Annotated in this window: 18 protein-coding genes and 1 riboswitch; of the genes, 5 read left to right on the top strand and 13 right to left on the bottom strand. The window is 59.9% G+C overall.

What is annotated here, in order from left to right:
* Positions 1-347: 347 nt before the first annotated feature.
* Positions 348-1,301: an alpha/beta hydrolase family protein gene (locus LJD17_RS23240; RefSeq protein WP_227386578.1), complete on the bottom strand. Its 954-nt coding sequence runs from the start codon at positions 1,299-1,301 to the stop codon at positions 348-350.
* A gap of 91 nt (positions 1,302-1,392) precedes the next feature.
* Here LJD17_RS23240 and LJD17_RS23235 point away from each other — a divergent pair, with 91 nt between their 5' ends.
* Positions 1,393-2,286 (top strand): AraC family transcriptional regulator, encoded by an 894-nt coding sequence (locus tag LJD17_RS23235; protein WP_227386577.1) that lies wholly within the window; start codon positions 1,393-1,395, stop codon positions 2,284-2,286.
* A 590-nt stretch (positions 2,287-2,876) separates the two neighbouring features.
* On the opposite strand, the gene LJD17_RS23230 is transcribed toward LJD17_RS23235, so the two are convergent.
* A complete protein-coding gene (locus tag LJD17_RS23230; RefSeq protein WP_227386576.1) occupies positions 2,877-3,434 on the bottom strand; it encodes a folylpolyglutamate synthase/dihydrofolate synthase family protein in 558 nt (185 codons plus the stop codon).
* Between the two features lie 20 nt (positions 3,435-3,454).
* Positions 3,455-3,537: riboswitch (ZMP/ZTP riboswitch) on the bottom strand.
* A gap of 207 nt (positions 3,538-3,744) precedes the next feature.
* On the opposite strand from LJD17_RS23230, the gene LJD17_RS23225 reads away from it, so the two are divergent.
* A complete protein-coding gene (locus LJD17_RS23225) occupies positions 3,745-4,236 on the top strand; it encodes an NUDIX hydrolase (RefSeq protein WP_227386575.1) in 492 nt (163 codons plus the stop codon).
* Between the two features lie 19 nt (positions 4,237-4,255).
* Here the strand turns inward: LJD17_RS23225 and LJD17_RS23220 are convergent, their stop codons facing one another.
* The 4 genes from LJD17_RS23220 to LJD17_RS23205 form a co-directional block, all read right to left on the bottom strand.
* Positions 4,256-4,714, bottom strand: coding sequence for a GNAT family N-acetyltransferase (locus tag LJD17_RS23220; protein WP_227386574.1), 459 nt, complete (start codon positions 4,712-4,714; stop codon positions 4,256-4,258).
* Between the two features lie 208 nt (positions 4,715-4,922).
* The gene (catB, locus tag LJD17_RS23215; RefSeq protein WP_227386573.1) at positions 4,923-5,558 is read right to left on the bottom strand and encodes a type B chloramphenicol O-acetyltransferase; all 636 of its coding nucleotides are present in this window, start codon (positions 5,556-5,558) and stop codon (positions 4,923-4,925) included.
* A 418-nt stretch (positions 5,559-5,976) separates the two neighbouring features.
* A complete protein-coding gene (locus LJD17_RS24440; protein WP_227386595.1) occupies positions 5,977-6,156 on the bottom strand; it encodes a GNAT family N-acetyltransferase in 180 nt (59 codons plus the stop codon).
* Positions 6,157-6,548: 392 nt separating this feature from the next.
* The gene (locus LJD17_RS23205) at positions 6,549-6,854 is read right to left on the bottom strand and encodes an SOS response-associated peptidase family protein (RefSeq protein WP_406600870.1); all 306 of its coding nucleotides are present in this window, start codon (positions 6,852-6,854) and stop codon (positions 6,549-6,551) included.
* A 389-nt stretch (positions 6,855-7,243) separates the two neighbouring features.
* On the opposite strand from LJD17_RS23205, the gene LJD17_RS23200 reads away from it, so the two are divergent.
* Entirely contained in the window at positions 7,244-8,506 is a 1,263-nt protein-coding gene (locus LJD17_RS23200) for a class I tRNA ligase family protein (RefSeq protein ID WP_227386572.1), read from the top strand.
* A 383-nt stretch (positions 8,507-8,889) separates the two neighbouring features.
* On the opposite strand, the gene LJD17_RS23195 is transcribed toward LJD17_RS23200, so the two are convergent.
* From LJD17_RS23195 to LJD17_RS23170, 6 genes are all read right to left on the bottom strand, one after another.
* Complete coding sequence (locus LJD17_RS23195; protein WP_227386571.1) at positions 8,890-9,405, bottom strand: lipocalin family protein; 516 nt, start codon at positions 9,403-9,405, stop codon at positions 8,890-8,892.
* Positions 9,406-9,530: 125 nt separating this feature from the next.
* A complete protein-coding gene (locus tag LJD17_RS23190) occupies positions 9,531-10,082 on the bottom strand; it encodes a DUF1697 domain-containing protein (RefSeq protein ID WP_227386570.1) in 552 nt (183 codons plus the stop codon).
* Positions 10,083-10,105: 23 nt separating this feature from the next.
* Positions 10,106-10,273 carry a hypothetical protein gene (locus LJD17_RS23185; RefSeq protein ID WP_227386569.1) on the bottom strand — a complete coding sequence of 56 codons (168 nt, stop codon included), beginning with the start codon at positions 10,271-10,273 and terminating at the stop codon, positions 10,106-10,108.
* An 84-nt stretch (positions 10,274-10,357) separates the two neighbouring features.
* Entirely contained in the window at positions 10,358-11,311 is a 954-nt protein-coding gene (locus LJD17_RS23180) for a DMT family transporter (RefSeq protein WP_227386568.1), read from the bottom strand.
* The gene (locus LJD17_RS23175) at positions 11,301-11,663 is read right to left on the bottom strand and encodes an antibiotic biosynthesis monooxygenase family protein (protein ID WP_227386567.1); all 363 of its coding nucleotides are present in this window, start codon (positions 11,661-11,663) and stop codon (positions 11,301-11,303) included. The genes LJD17_RS23180 and LJD17_RS23175 overlap by 11 nt, the downstream gene beginning before the upstream one ends.
* A gap of 2 nt (positions 11,664-11,665) precedes the next feature.
* The gene (locus tag LJD17_RS23170; protein WP_227386566.1) at positions 11,666-11,989 is read right to left on the bottom strand and encodes an NIPSNAP family protein; all 324 of its coding nucleotides are present in this window, start codon (positions 11,987-11,989) and stop codon (positions 11,666-11,668) included.
* Positions 11,990-12,069: 80 nt separating this feature from the next.
* On the opposite strand from LJD17_RS23170, the gene LJD17_RS23165 reads away from it, so the two are divergent.
* Positions 12,070-12,756, top strand: coding sequence for an ArsR/SmtB family transcription factor (locus tag LJD17_RS23165; protein WP_227386565.1), 687 nt, complete (start codon positions 12,070-12,072; stop codon positions 12,754-12,756).
* A 111-nt stretch (positions 12,757-12,867) separates the two neighbouring features.
* Here the strand turns inward: LJD17_RS23165 and LJD17_RS23160 are convergent, their stop codons facing one another.
* Entirely contained in the window at positions 12,868-13,902 is a 1,035-nt protein-coding gene (locus LJD17_RS23160) for an alpha/beta hydrolase family protein (protein WP_227386564.1), read from the bottom strand.
* 532 nt (positions 13,903-14,434) lie between these two features.
* Between LJD17_RS23160 and LJD17_RS23155 the strand changes: the two genes are divergently transcribed.
* Positions 14,435-15,707 (top strand): autotransporter-associated beta strand repeat-containing protein (locus LJD17_RS23155; RefSeq protein WP_227386563.1); only part of this gene is annotated, 1,273 nt, incomplete at its 3' end.

The raw sequence follows: 15,707 nt of genomic DNA, 5'->3' as shown, positions 1-15,707 counted from the left end.
CGGGCGCAGCTGAGTATGCCGACTTGGTTGATGATGAAATGAGAGGCAAAGTTCTGCCCAATTGAGCGTTCTTTGCCGCAACCGACTCTAAAGGAGGCCGCCACTCAGGCGGCCTTTCTTTTGCGAACACAACTAACGTTTGTCCCCTTTCGTCTCACGGGCAGACATTCGGCTTATGTCTGAAACGTGCCAATAGCGGACATGCAGAAAGCCGGAGGCAGCTCGTGTTTGCGTCCTCGAGCGGTGTCAGGCTTGTCACAGAGCGGAGTTCCCTCACCTGACCAATGGAAAGAGGTCAGACGGCACTTGAAGCAGTGCCGCCATTACTTCCATCCAGCAGATTAAAGTCACCCGGAGGACTTTTCTTCGACTTGTCCAAGGGTGCTCGCTGGGCCGGCTAGTGCTGCGCAAGCGGAAGCCCAGGCCGCAGCATCGTAACCTAGCGCGGTCCTCAACCAAGCCAGGGTCATCCGCTTCGTTGCCTCAAGTCCATCCGGCACCTCCACCTCTGTCTCCTTGGCATCGAGTCCGGCGATGCCACCCAAGCCGTGGCCAACGCCATGAAGGGTGAGCAGCGCTCGTGCCCCCGGCCCATCGTGATAAGCATCGGCATGCCACTCAGGACCACGCGGCGTGAAACGTGGATTGTCGTCTGCCCCACATACGACAAGGCTTGGCGTCGCCAGGTGAGCGAAATCGAGATCGAAGAATGGAAAGCGTGCCTCATTCTCTTCCGTCAGATCCTTTCCGCCCCGGCCTGGCGCCGTGAGCAGGATGCCGGCCGAGATACGGGAGTCGCCAAATACCTCGCCATGGAGACGCGCGCCCAAGAGCAGGCTGACGGTGTGGCCCCCCAAGGAATGCCCCACTGCGGCGATGCTTCCATGATCCAACCGACCCGCCACGGCCGGCGCTTGCTCTTCGACCTCAATCAGCCGATCGAGGATTGCCCTCACCTCCTCGACACGCTCGCGCCAGAAGAACGGGGCTCCTTCTGTTTCGGCCGGAAGTCCGCCGACCCGGGAACTCGCATGCGTCGGCTGAATGACGGCGAAACCGCGCTCCGCCCAGAACTGCGCCAATGGCGCGTAACCGTCCTTGGACGGAAGATAATTTGAAGGCCCATAGCCATGCGATAGGATAACGATAGGCAGTTTGTGACCGCTCGCTGGGGCGGTCAGACGCAATTCCAAAGGCTGCCGCCCAGCAAGATCGAGGCGGATCGGCGAGTAGGCGACAGTGAGAGCGGCGCCCGGGGTCGGGATATGGAGTGCGATATCGATCAGGTTATTAGTTGTCATTGGTAGGCTCCTGCAAAGAGCATCAAGATGGACGCGATCGATCGGACGATCTATATTCAATCATCCATGTTTATTTAGCGAGCGTCCAAAGATGTCGGATCCGCTGGCCGAAATCGTCTCGCTTCTCAAGCCCATCCCGTCGATTGCCAAGCTGGTGATGGCGGGCGGTACTTGGCTCGTGGAGCGTAGGGAGCTCGGAAGCCCTTTCTATTGTGCGATTGTAGAGGGACATTGTCTGCTCACGATCGGCGACCGATCGCCAATCAGGCTCGCAGCCGGGGATTTTGTTCTGGTCCCGCAAATCCATGCCTTTACCATGAGCAGCCTTCAGCAACCGCCGCGAGGTACGCTGCCGCAACGGCTGGAGATGAGCCCCGGTGTCTTCCGCCTGGGCGATCCGCGGGCGGTGGTCGAGGTGAAAGCCATGGTGGGTCATTGTGCCTTCGGGGCGAATGACGAGCGGCTGCTGAGTTCGCTGCTGCCGGACATCGTTCATGTTCAGAATATGAGCAGGCTCGCGGAACTTGTGCGCATGATCCATGCTGAGACAGTCGGTCTGCTGGTGGCGCGAGACATGATCCTGACCCGGTTACTAGAGGTGCTGTTCATTGACGCACTGCGCAGCGCGGGTAGTGCGATGGCATCTCCCGGATTATTACGCGGTCTTGCCGACATCCGACTGGCTCCTGCCCTGCGACGCATCCATCAGAACCCAGCCGGTGAAATTTCTGTCGAGGAGCTGGCTGAAGCGGCCGCGATGTCACGCTCGGCCTTTTTCGACCGCTTTCGGCGCGAGGTGGGCGTGCCGCCCATGGAATATGTGACGAGCTGGCGCATGGCACTCGCTAAGGACATGCTACTTCGCCAAAAGGCGCCGCTTATCGAGATTGCCGCGCGGGTCGGCTATGCCTCGGCCAGCGCCTTCAACGTGGCATTCACCCGGTATGTGGGGGTAACGCCTGGCGCCTTTGCGCGGAGTTACTGACGGGCAATGCGACTGGCGTTAGTGCCGCGTTCCTCCTGTCCTCCGCCCGCATAGCGGCATTTGTGACAAGATGCGCTCAAACGAAGGACGAGAACGCAGATGAGAAGGCAACTTCATCAGGCTGTGCGCCGTGGAGTTGACGGATTTCTTGCGCGGCGTATCTCTGCATCGGGTCGAACGGAGATGAAGAACATGACCATCTGAATGTCCGCTGTTCGTTGCCATTCGGACGCTGCTCTCGATTGAGCGCTCGCTTACCAACTCTGATCTGCGGCAGGGCTTCACCTGGCATTGCAGCAACTCAGTCCGAACGCACCTATTGGCCCACGATCGATCTCAATAGCTTAGAGGATCCACCGACGGAACTTCGCTTCCCACCACAGTTGTGGCGGCACGGATAGTTCTTCCTTTCTAACGGGGTGAACTTCCCTTCCGCCACCCACAAGACTTTCTCATTAACCGTGGGGCTGTCCGACCTTCCAGGAATCCCAGAAAATACCATCCCGGATCTGCGGCAGGTCTACGCCTGCCGCATGCCTCCTTTCTCCTGCGCGATCGCTTCGCGGGTAGTCCCCAGGATCTCGGCATGTTCAAGTTCCACATTGGTAGCGACCGCAACGGTTGACTTCACCACATTGGTCGAGTCGAGCCGGCCCCCCAAGGCCAACCTCGACAACTGCAATCTCAACATCCGCGTCTTTGAAGACCACAAAGGCCGCAGCAGTCAGGATGTCGAACCAAGTCGCATCCCGTGCGGGCGATGTGAGCGCTTTAGCCTCCTCATAGACATTGAGCACTTTGGCGAGGGCAGCCGCAAGCACGTCCTCACGGACAGGTTTCCCGAGAAGACAGATCCTCTCCGTCACGTGCTCAACGTGGGGTGAGGTGTATCGGCCAACGCGCCACCCGGCGCGTCGCAGTCCGGCGTCAACCAAAGCGCAAACTGAGCCCTTCCCTTTCGTTCCGGACACATGCACGGATCGAAAGGCGTGATGAGGGTTGCCGAGGCGCTTAAGCAAATCGAGCATGGGTTCGAGCCTAACCCGCATGCTTCCGCGCGGTCGGCTCTCCCAATTGGTCAGATGATCGAGGCGGCCAAGGGTGGCCTTGAGGTTAGGGCCAGGATCTTGATGTCGGGCAGCAGGCATGGGCATCTCTGTGCAAATCTTGAGAGTGCCCAGGCGAGCGGCGTCTGTGGAGTTCGCGCTCCCTAATGGTAGTCCACCTTTCTCACCAGTCACGCGAACTCGGTTACACTGGGTCACTTCCGGTTCTGAAGCAATAGATTCGGGAGAGCAGAGTTTGGTGATTCAACAGCTTTGTTTCCATTAGCATTCGCATGGAGAGTATTTATGGATTTACCGGCTGATTCGGAGACCTTACTTACGTAATTTGCCTATTGACGCTAACGGCTTAAGTTTCCTTAGACTGTCTTCTGACACTTTTGAGGAGCGTTCCATGCGTCGTCGTCCCTCAGCCCGATTGCTCGTCCTCAACACAGCCGGACGAGTGCTGTTGTTCCACTTCTCGCACCAGCGAGGGCCACTGGCAGGTCAAGCCTACTGGGCGACACCGGGAGGTGGCCTCGAAGAGGGGGAAACCTTTCAACAGGCGGCCATCCGTGAACTCAGGGAAGAGACCGGCCTCCACATAGAGACCATCGGGCCGGAGGTAGCGACCCGAGAGTTCGTTCTGCAGCTCTCCGATGGGGAGCATGTTATGGCGGAAGAACGCTTCTTTGTGGTTCGGGCTCAGCATACGGACCTGTCCCGTGAGGGCTGGACGCATGAAGAGCGTGAGGTCATGGCAGCTCATCGTTGGTGGTCGATGGCGGAGCTGGCTCAAACATCTGAAACGGTCTGGCCAGACAATCTCCTGGAAATCCTGAGCCGGATCAAGGTCCTCGCGCCCACAGGTCGTCCATCTTGCCCATCTAAGGGAATTCCATAAGACCCGTTCGCCGAAGTTGCTAAAGCGAGCGCTCCATGATGATGGTTCTCTCGTCCCCATGATAGCTGTCACGAACGGCCTTGAAGCCCAACTTGGCATAGAAGCCTTCGGCCGTCACGGAGGACGGAACCGCCAACGTGGTGTTGCCTTTTGCACGAGCTAGACGGTCGAGCTCCCGCATCAGCGCCGCCCCGACCCCTTTGCCCTGACAATCAGGTGCCACGAACACGGTTCGCACAACCTTGCCGTCCAAGCTGGCTGTCCCGACAATCCTGGGTCCCTCGACGGCCACAAGAACCTCACACCGCGCCATGAGGGTGGCCATGCCAGCAGGGGAAAAGCTCTCTGCTACCCGCGCGATGATCTCGGGCGTGTAGTCCTTGGCATTGCTGGACCGGAGTGCGCTCAGCACAACCTGGCCGATTGCCTCTGCGTCGACCACACCGGCTGCGCGAATGGTGATTGGATCATCATTCATTGTGACTACCATTGAGGAAGAACCAATAGTGCTACCAGCATTCTAGGCTGTACTAAGCAATGTGAGCGAGTTTACCATCCTAGCTCACCCAAATTCGGTGACATTCAGTGCTTCCGTCGTGACAAGCCGATATAAAGAACCCTGATCGAAGGTAAACAGTTGCCCGCCCGCTATTGGACGCGGACGGGCAGAAGCAGATGATGTCCTGTCAGCTCTCCTTGGCGGCCTTTCGCCAATGGCTATGAAGAGCTTCAACGTCGCCACTTGTCAGAATTGGCATCACTTTCTGCAACTCGTCATCGGGCCAGTTCCACCATTTCATCTCGAGCAGTTTGTCTATGGAAGCTTCATCCAAACGCTTCCGGATTGGCTTAGCAGGGTTGCCGCCAATGATGGTGTAAGGTTCCACATCTCGCGTCACTAAGGCCCGAGTTCCAATGATTGCACCGTCACCTACCTTCACGCCGGGCATGACGATCGCTTCGGAGCCGATCCAGACATCATTCCCGATGACCGTATCTCCCGATGCCAGATAGCCGTTACTGGCACCGATGAAGGCCGGTACCTCGGGCATCCAGAAGAACGGGAAGGTGCTAATCCAGTCGTGCCGGTGACCTTGGTTGCCCGCCATGATGAAGGCAGCACCTGATCCAATCGAACAGAAGCTACCGATAATGAGCCTGTCCGCGCCTTCATCCGGGAGGAGAAAGCGAGCGCAGTCTTCGAAACTATGTCCGTGATAGTAGCCGGAATAGTAACTGTAGCGCCCGACGATAAGGTTTGGGTTGGTGACTTGCTTATCGAGGGTGATGCCCCTGAAGGGACTTTCAAAGTAGTTTGTCATAAAAGTACCAATGTCCTGAGCTGCGCACGCAGCGGCGATCCGCTTTGAGCAAGCGGATGACGGTGGGTAGCATTATGTTACCCACGCTCGGGCCTCACGCAGCGGAGTGCGGAAGCCGGATCTAGATGGTACTCGGAGCGACTTTCATGACCGGGAATATGATAAAGGATAGAGGTAGGGTCAAGTAACGTGTGACGGCGATGAACTTTTGGCTGCTCGTGTCCTCACTAAGATGTTCTATTGGTTGGCCGATGCCTTCGAATGATTTCTGGCCTGCCGGAGGAAAGTGAACCAGCGCAAGATCCCATTTTGGATAGAAATGAGCAGAAATGGTCTCGATCAGGCGACTTCTATCGCGGCGATTTCGCCACTCGTCACGAGTAATCTCCCATACTTCCGCAAGAAAGCGGCCCGACACCTAGTCTCGTTCGCACCTCTCTATGATCCGCATTGCCTGGCGCTCGGAGATGCGACGAGAGCGCTCGTTTGCAATAGCTTTTGGCACCTGAAGGACAGGCCGCCCTAACGTCTCGAACCAGAAGTCTGTGACCGCGGAGCTGGCCTCTGACATCAAGCCTTGCCCTTGCCAGTCGGGGATTGATCCAGAACCCGCGGTTGTTGCCTGGTTTATCCATGAGGCTAATCACGCCAATAAGCTGCTCCGGCTCAGCCTTTGGCCTGATCGACCAGCGCCACCCTGTTTCGTTTTCCATGGCTGGGAGCGCATGATCTCGAATGAATGTCAGGGCACCATCCGGCGGGTACGGCCAAGGACCCTCCTTGGGAGGAAGCGCACAATCTCCCAATGAGGAAAGCGCTGCTGCACGGCCGTCGCGTCGGCAATCTCTAGGAGGCATAGGATCAGCCGTGGAGTCGTGATAGGCGGAACCGCGGTCGTCATGCCCCGCCTCACACTAGAGCTTCTGTAAGTATTCATGCCTGAGCCGGGCCCGACCGGAAAGCCAGTTAGAGTGCCTGTTTGCTGCCCACTCAATCTGGTCGCTGTGAAATTTTCCGAATATGCTGAAACAACACACTATCCGGTTCTATAAACAGCCCTCTCCGAAATTTAACCCGAAGCTCGGGGGCACCTTCCGGCAATGGTCGCTGGAGGTTCAGCGCTTCCTCCATCGGTGCATTGAGCCCTGTGTCGTATTCTTCCGCTGTCGTGAGGATGACCGGCATGGCCTTGGGATGGATCGGCTTCACCTCGGCATTCGGCTCGCAGGTCAGAAAGCTGTAGGGCCGATGCTCGCCCTCGACCGGTTCGGCCTTGATGCCCCGGGTGCCGGGCATTCATAGATCCGGGGAAAGCCGCAGCTGAAAATGTCCGTGCTTCTCATGAAACAGAATGAGCACATTTGCCGCAAGAGCTTCACCCACGATCCGCGAATTCAAGAGATCTCCTCCCCTCTGATAGAAGTCAACTTGTGGTCCAGCAAAGACATTCCCTGGCCCAGCACTGAACCCTCAGTCCGGCACGATGGATACTTCCCAATGGGTTTGCCCAGGCCGCACCTTGACCGGTACAAGAGCCATTGTTACGTTAAAGCCATGAATGCATTCGCCCATACTCTGCGACTTCGCCTCCCGGTCGTTTCGACGGCCGGGTCATTCGTCGTTTTCGCGAAGTAGTCTGGGCGACGCTCCTCTCACGCGTTCGTCCGAACGCAGAGAGTTGAGCCATGAAAGCCAACTTCTACTGTGCCGTGATGTTTCCGTACCCGTCAGCGGCCGGGCTGCATCTGGGGCACTACTACAACTATGCCATCATCGATTCCTACTGCCGCTGGCTGAGGCACCGCGGCACAACCGTCTTTCAGCCCTTCGGCTATGACGCCTTCGGGCTGCCGGCTGAGAACTACGCCCGCAAGGTCGGGCGCGACCCAGCCGACGTGACCTACGAGAACATCAAGCAGTTCAGGACCCAGATGGCTCGCATGAACACGTGCTACGAGGAGCGCCTCGTCACCTGCGATCCTTCTTACATGAAGTGGACGCAGTGGATCTTCACGCGCCTGCGCGAGCGCGGGCTCGCCTATAAGGCATGGGGCGACGTGAACTGGTGCCCGTCCTGCGAGACGGTGCTGGCCAACGAGCAGGTCATCAACGGCCATTGCGAACGCTGCGGCCGCGCGGTCGACCGACGGGACATGAACCAGTGGTACTTCCGGATCACGGACTACCGGGACCGGCTGATCGCTGGCCTGGACAGGATCAGCATGCCGGATTCCACCAAGCGGATGCAGCGGGCGTGGTTGGCCGGCCAGAGGGACTGGTGCGTCTCGCGACAGCGGGCATGGGGCTGTCCGATCCCGGTCGAGGGCGAGACGGACACCCTGGATACCTTCGTTGATTCCTCGTTCTACTACCTGCGGTACCTGACCGACAGCGACACCGAGTTCCTGCCGGAAAGTTGCTACCAGCCGGTCGACCTGTACGTGGGCGGGGCCGAGCACGCCTGCATGCACCTGATCTACAGCCGATTCATCCACATGGTGCTGTTCGATATGGGGATCGTCCCGCAGGAGGAGCCATTCAGGAAGGTGATCCACCAGGGCATCATCAGGAAGGACGGAGCCAAGATGTCGAAGTCGAAGGGGAACGCGGTTAGCCCCGACGACTACGATCCCGACGAGTTGCGGCTATACCTGATGTTCATCGGCCCCTACTCCGAGGGCGGAGAGTGGTCGGACGAGCACATTGCTGGCCAGCGTCGGTTCCTGTCGCGGATGCGGCGGTGGCTGGCGCACCGGGGCACCGACCCGATTGACCTGCCGGCCTTCGAGGATCAGATCGACCGGGACGTGCGGGCCTTCAAGTTCAACAAGGTCGTAAGCGGCTTCATGGAGTTCTACAACCGCCACAAACATCTGAAGCCTAACGACAAAACGAGCCGAAAGGTCGAGAGCCTGCTGCGTATCTTTGCACCGGGATTTCAAGCGTGAATTTTAGCGAGCCCCGCATTCTATGGGAGACGACAGCTTTGTTCCCTAGTCGCTTTTGCGAAACTGAACCCAAAGTCAGGAAGGTCAGCTTCTGCCTCGGAGCTGACCTTAGCTGTTGCGAGGCTTCAAAGACTTCCCCGATCCTCGTTCGTAGTTCCAACAGCGGAAACATATAGACAGACGAAGTGCACGAGTTGCGCCGACTTCCGTTGTGATCGGCAGATCGCTGAAGCGGCACATCCGCCAAGGTGGTTTGTCCCGCGCAAGGTCCACACGCTTCTGAAGTGTCTCCTCGCGGGACTGGCGCAGGTCCCGGACTAGATATGCCATCGCGCTCATGCGCAGTGATCGGGAGCCGATCACTGGGATGAGCTTGCCACAGCCTAAAGTGACAGGAGTTCGTCTGTGACCTCCCGTCCTGTCTGCCGTGGCGAGATCAGCCGACCCAGATCGAAGCCCTGCCGCCGCGCCTCGGCAAGATAGGCTTCCTTCTCCGCCTCATCGACGTGCGGATCCCTTGCCAGCAGCCAGAGGTGATCTCGCTCGGGCGTTCCCACGAGGGACAGTCGGTAGTCCGGGTCGAGCTTCAGCACCCAGTAGTCGCCTTTCGTGAACGGAACCCAGCGCAGGCCCTCCGGCAGGAAGGACACCTTCAACTGCGACTTGCCCTCGTTGATCGGCGTGGCCTCGCCGACGGCCTGGGTAGGCTTGCCCTCGGCATCGAAGCAGCGATTATCAACGCGCACCGTGCCATCATTCTCCAGGCTGTACCGGGCGGTGACGTCGGTAGCGGCCTCATCCTCCCATTTCAGGGGAAGGCGGCAGATCTCGTACCACCTGCCGAGGTAGCGGTTCAGGTCAAGCGAAGGGATTGGGGTGACAGGGTGAACATCGGTCATGCGCGTCTCCGTTGGTTGCGCCGTTCAACGAAACCCTCGCGGTTCCGTTCCAGGCGATCCGACTTCCGGACCTGCAACAAGAAAGCCTCTCCAGCCGACGATCGATCGTCGCCATAGTTCCGCGTTCATCCGGCCATCGCATCCAATGTCCGCGAGATTTTAATGGCCGTATTCCAATTGCGGTTCGTTCCCACCGCGCCCAGAGCCTTGAGGCCGAAGCCAGATGCCATCCTCGATCCCGAGATCGGGGCATCGCCGAACCAGATATAAAAGTCTCCTTCGGGTGTCCGCTCGACCCGCTCGTCGCCGGCCGCGCGCCGACGCAACTGCGCGATGCCGGCATCCGGTATAGGATCCCTCATTGCCCATACCAGCAGCCGTGACGGGGTTCGGCCCGCTTCGCCCGGGAACGGATTGGCCGCGAGGAGCGAGCGCCATTGCTCCGCAGTCTTGACCACGATCTCGGTTGCCCGGCCATAGAACGCGCCGCACTCGGCTTCCAGCTCCCGCTCGAGAACGCGGGAGGCCTTGCCGGAGCGGAACAGGAGATTGCCGGTCGCGATCACGGACTGCACGTCCGTTCCGCCGACGCGCTCCGCCAATGCCCGGGCATCCGCCATTTTCACACGCTGTCCATTGATGACGACGCTGCGCATTAGCGCGACCTTCAGTGCCATGGTTCCTCCTGATCCTTATCGAATTACGGCTGCCCATTGAGGGTTTCGGACGGGATGATGAGGGTCCCGCACACGACGACGCCGATACTGCTCGCCCTTGCGAGGGAGGTCGGGATGAAGCGGTCGAACACGGATCCTCCCCTGAGCTGAATTACCGTCGTGATGACGACAGCAAAATACACCAGGTTCACGATCTCGAACCAGACGCCGAGGCAAATGAAGCTCGCTCACGGATTGCTGAATGAAGATGAGACTTCCACCTGTGACGAGAACGGTCATGTTCCTTCGGTGGCATCAACGGGAAGAACCATCCGTGTTCGCCGCCACAGAGGTCCTCCGCTGGAGAGATACACGCCGAGAGACACGGCCAGGATTCCACCCCAGTCACCCGGCGACGGTGCCTCCCCCAGGATCGGGATGGCCAACAGAGCCGCCATCGCCGGAACCAGCGCTCCGAAGGCTGCCCCCGCGGATGCGCCGAGAATCGAGACCGCCTTTCCAAACAGGTACAGCGACAGGATCGTCGCCACGATGCCCTGGAACATCATCTGGAAGGCGATTTCCTTCACGGGAGCATGCGTGAAGTGCATGCCCTGGGTCGCAAGATAAATCGGCGTGAACCCCGCAGCCGAACCGACCCCCACGATGGCGGCCGCATGGAGCGGTGCCAGGGCCGCCTTGCGCAGGATGATCGTGTAGCACGCCCACATGAAGGCAGCAGAGAGGAACAGCAGATGGCCCACACTCCGTTGCAGGCCTGGAAGCAGCGCCGCGAGTCCGGCGATGACGATCACGCCGAGGAGGATGAGGCCGTAACCGACTTTGCGCCGAAGTATAATCCTTTCCCTCAGGACCACCGACGCGAGCACGGCCACGACCAACGGCATGACGCCCGGGGTCAGAACCCCAGCATCGGCAGCCGGAGCGAACCGGAGTCCGCTGGCCGCTACTAGTGAATACGGCGCGCCAGCGCCAACAACCATGACGAGAAGCTCCCACCACCGCAGACGGTCGAGGGCCAGGCCACGGCGGATCAACACGGGAAGGAGCAGGAGTCCGGCCGTTCCGAATCGCAGCATGGCGAGGTCGTACGGTGTCAGCGAGGTCGTCACGCTCAGGCGCGTGATCGGCATCCAACCCGCCCAAATACTCACTGCGGCAAGGCCGAACAGTGCCCCAACGAGATAGCGCGAGCGATCCCCTCCCTGATCAGCAGCCTTAGACGTCATGGCGCTTCCCTTCATGCACATTGCGGCTGTCGGTAGGGGCCTGATCCCGGTCGTGCAGGCCGTAGTCGCGAATAACGCTGGCAACCCGCAAACGGTAATCGGCGAAGACGCCGTTGCGACCCTTCACCTGGGTGGCGCGGTGGCCAGGACGGTTGCGCCACCGCCGTACCGCCTCCTCATCTCGCCAGAACGAGAGCGACAGGATCTTGTCCGGCTCGCTCAGGCTCTGGAAACGTTCGATGGAGATGAACCCGTCAATTTGGACGAGATCCTCTCGGAGCGTGGCCGCAAGATCCAGATAGTGCTGCGTCTCGCCCTCGGCGGGGCGCACTTCGAAAATCACTGCAATCATGGCTAGATGAGCTCGGCATGCGGTGCCGAAGCCAGACGCAAGAAGATGCGGTCCTCGCGGCGGATGAACTGTTCTTTCTTGGCGAACTCGTAATTGGCTCGCCCAAGCGGGTCGTTGCGCAGACGCTCGCGATAGGCCTCATAGTCGGCCAGGCTCTTGATGTTGTAAACACCATAGGCGACCGTGCTCGATCCTTCATGGGGAGAATAATAGCCGATGAGGTCGGCGCCGCAGCGTGGAATGGCCTGACCCCAGTTGCGGGCGTACTCATCGTAGGCGGCGACCTTGAACGGGTCGATCTCGTAGCGAATGAAGCAGGTGATCATGCTTAGGCGTCCTTCTAAAATCCGTGAGAATTCATATTTACTCGATTGAGCAACCGCGTTGCTTCGGCTACGGTCGAAGTATGAAAGAAGGACCCGTTATCGCCTCCGTGGCCGCACTCCTGGGAGACCCGGCCCGGGCTAACATCCTCACGGCCCTCATGGACGGGCGAGCCCTGACGGTCAGCGAGCTCGCCGAGGCCGCAGGCGTGACCATACAGACTGCCAGTGGCCATCTGTCGAAACTCGACGCCGCTAATCTGCTTACGGCGGAGAAGCAAGGACGGCATCGGTATTTCCGGCTCTCGGACCCGGACGTAGCGCAGGTTTTGGAGGCATTGATGGGCCTCGCCCAGCGCACGGGTGCCACCCGGGTCCGGACAGGTCCGAAGGATGCCGCATTGCGAGCAGCCCGCGTCTGCTACGATCACCTGGCGGGCGAACGAGGGGTCGAGCTGCTCAACGGAGCCAGCCAGCAGGGGTTCATCGCTGGCGAGGAGCAGTTGGCCCTGACCGACAGGGGAAGAGCTTTCTTCAGCGAGTTCGGGATTGATTTGAACCAATTGGAGAAAGGCCGCCGTCCGGTGTGCCGGGCCTGCCTCGACTGGAGCGAGCGGCGTAGCCATCTTGGTGGCGCATTGGGAGCCGCGATCCTGTCGCGGCTGCTTGAGAAGGGTTGGGTTCGGCGTGATGCCGGACGGGTGGTGACATTCACCTGCGAAGGGTTGGGAGAGTTCGGGTCAATCTTCACCCTCCCTGCACAGTCATAGCGACAAGGCTGGCCATTTTATGCGAACGAGCCGGAGCGACAATTCGTTTCCGATCGTCTCCAGCTAAATCGTCGAGGGACGACTGTCACGAGGCTGCCTGTCCCCTGGCATTCAATGATCTGACCTCAACGTTCGGCGGAATGCCCTCGCGACGAGATCGATCAGTTGTGCATGAATTGCGCGGCGCGATTGCCCGTAGCCATCCGAACAGATTGGCTCTTCGATCTTCTCAGTCTCAGCAAGTTCCATTGCACCGGGTTTGCACTCCGCGAACATACTGAAGTGGCTGGCATCCTTAATCTCGATGTAACGAGCACCTGGAATGGCCTTGGCGACGTCCGCAGCTTGCGCCGACACGGGAATCTCCCCTGTCCGCCCGAGGTTAACGATTTCGACGGGAATCTCGATCTGCGAGAAAGTCCTGGAATCGAAGACATCGACAGGAGCCGGATCGATCGCCATGGCGAAGCGGATACGAGCATCCCGGTTGTCGCGGTCGGCCTCCTTCATGTCCATGGCACGGAGGTCGACGCCGCTTTGCCGGAGCCAACCACAAAGCGAAGGGTTAAGCGCGTCCGTGTCGCAATAGGCCGCCAACCGCTGCGGGTCGAACCGCGCCCCGGCCAAGGCCAAAGCGGTGCTGCCGCCCATTGAAAGACCAAGGACCCCAACCTCACCGGGCTCAATGTGCTCTTTGAAGAAGGAAGTCTTCTCCATTGCGTCGAGGGTTTGCGAGACATCGGCAGGTCGAAGCCAGAGCTTCATCGTCTCGGCAGCGGACCTGTGGAGGCCGATGTTTCCCGGGTGTGTGGGGGCCGCGACCACAAAACCCCGCTTTGCCAAGGGAGCCGCGATCCAACTCATAGCCTCGGCGCTGCCCGCAAGCCCCGCACCGTGGGAGAGCAGCACAAGCGGATAGCGGTGTTCGAGGACAGGAGCGTCCAGCATCGCAGACGTCCCCACGAAAAACGGGCTCTCCCCGAGCATGACCGCTTCGCCTCCCACCGAAGCCGGATACCAGACGGTCACATTGAGGGGTCTATCGCGGGCCGTCGACGGGATTTCTATCCGACGCACACCGGCCGCATCGGCAGCGGCCGCTTGCTGCGCCAATGCAAGGAGCACGGGCCCCGCAAGAATGGCCATACCTTGTTTCCGAACTCTCATCGCCCTCCCCTACGAGCCGACACCATCGTCGAGACAAGGACCCCGCTTTGAAAGTTTCGCCGATCGCAATCGGGACGGGTCCATGCGTTGAGGATGATGACCCGGCCCGATAATCGCGCCTTCAAACGTGATCTCGGACGTACGAAATCGCGATCGAGGACGGTCTCAGACTGCGCTATGAGCCAGCGTTGGGTCAGTCGGGTTCGTATCGCAACAGTTCGCCGGAATGGCGGCGCAGCATTGTGCAGCGCAATGGCGCAGTGAGCACTACATGACCGCACCGCCCAGCTGATGCTCGCTTCGAAGGCGAGTCCCTGCAGCAGGCTAGGAGTTCGGTCTGGACCGGCAGTTGATCCAACATAACGCCGAGGTTGGACGTTGCCGTTTGGTGACATGGCGCGTGAATTTGCCCTGAGTCCTTTGACGCCAGGTGCATTTTAAGGTTTTTTTCTTAAGACTCCCATAACCTCGGGAGAGCCTAGTGGCTCCTCGGCACACTTGAGAAGACGGCATGGCCCATCACCGATTCGCTCGCCGCGAAACCCTGGCCGATTCCAACCGGGAGGGAGAGGCATCGATCACGGATGCGCCGCGAGGCAAGTGCGAACCTGCCGGACGCGGCGATTATCTGCTGCTTGCCAGCACAGCTCTTGCCGGAGCGCTGGCGCTGCTGGCCCCTAAGGCCGCCGACGCGGCCAACCTGGATCTGAACGGGCTCGCCGTCGTGCTGCCGCAAGTCGGCTTTTTCGGCGGTGCGACATTTCTCAATGGCTCTGACGGAATCATCAACACTAGTGGTGCGCTGGCGAACCTGACCAGCGTCGGCGGCAACGCCGTCTACTCGGGCACGATCAACCAGACCGCCGGCGCAATCTCCATCAGACAGATCGGCGGCAACAACTCCTTTTTAGGCACGAACAATTCCACCGGCGGATTCTACGTGACCGGTGGCGCCACGATCGGCCTTCTGAGTTCTACTGCGTTGGGCTTCGGTGTCGTTAGTCTTGATGCGGGCACCAGCTTGCGGGTGGACAACGGTAGCCTGACGCTCCACAACCCGGTTGTGCTGAATGGAGTTGGTGACGTCACGTTCGACACCCATAGCAAACCGGACTTCACCGTTTCCGGACAAGTCAGCGGCATGGGCACGCTGGTGATAACCGGAAACGGTATGCTGAGGCTGACGAGTGCCAACACCTACACGGGCGGCACGACGATATCGGAGGGGACGCTGCGGTTGGGTTCGGTCGGCACGCTCGGTGCGAGCTCGAACACCACCACCCTTCAGTTCGGCTCGGTGCTCGATCTGGGCGGCACGACCCAAACCCAAGCCACGCTCAACATGGCCGGCGGTACCATACGGACCGGCATGATGAATGTCGGCCAGTTCCAGATGACGGACGGGACCGTCGCCGCTAACGCCACGATCAATGCCGGCACCGCGTTCGACCTGCAGGCCGGCACCGTCAACGGCGTGCTCGCCGGCACCGGCGCCCTCACCAAGACCAGCCCCGGCACCGCTACCCTCACCAACGCCAACACCTATTCTGGCGGCACGAGCGTGCTCACCGGCACCCTCGAGATCCAGAATGGCGCCGCGCTGGGCAGCGGTGGCGTCACCCTCAACGGCGGCCATCTGCGCTCCAACATCACCGGTATCGCAACCCTGGCCAATCCCCTGAGCCTGGTGAACGCCAGCCTCCTCTCGGCAGCCCCGGGCCAGACCCTCAACATCAACCTTGCCAACGTCGCCGACGGCGCCATCGTGCTCCTGGGCTCGGCCA

Source organism: Microvirga rosea (genome assembly GCF_020595095.1).
GTDB lineage: Bacteria > Pseudomonadota > Alphaproteobacteria > Rhizobiales > Beijerinckiaceae > Microvirga > Microvirga rosea.
The sequence above is the reverse complement of the archived record's forward strand: the minus strand, read 5'-3'. Positions and strand labels throughout refer to the sequence as shown.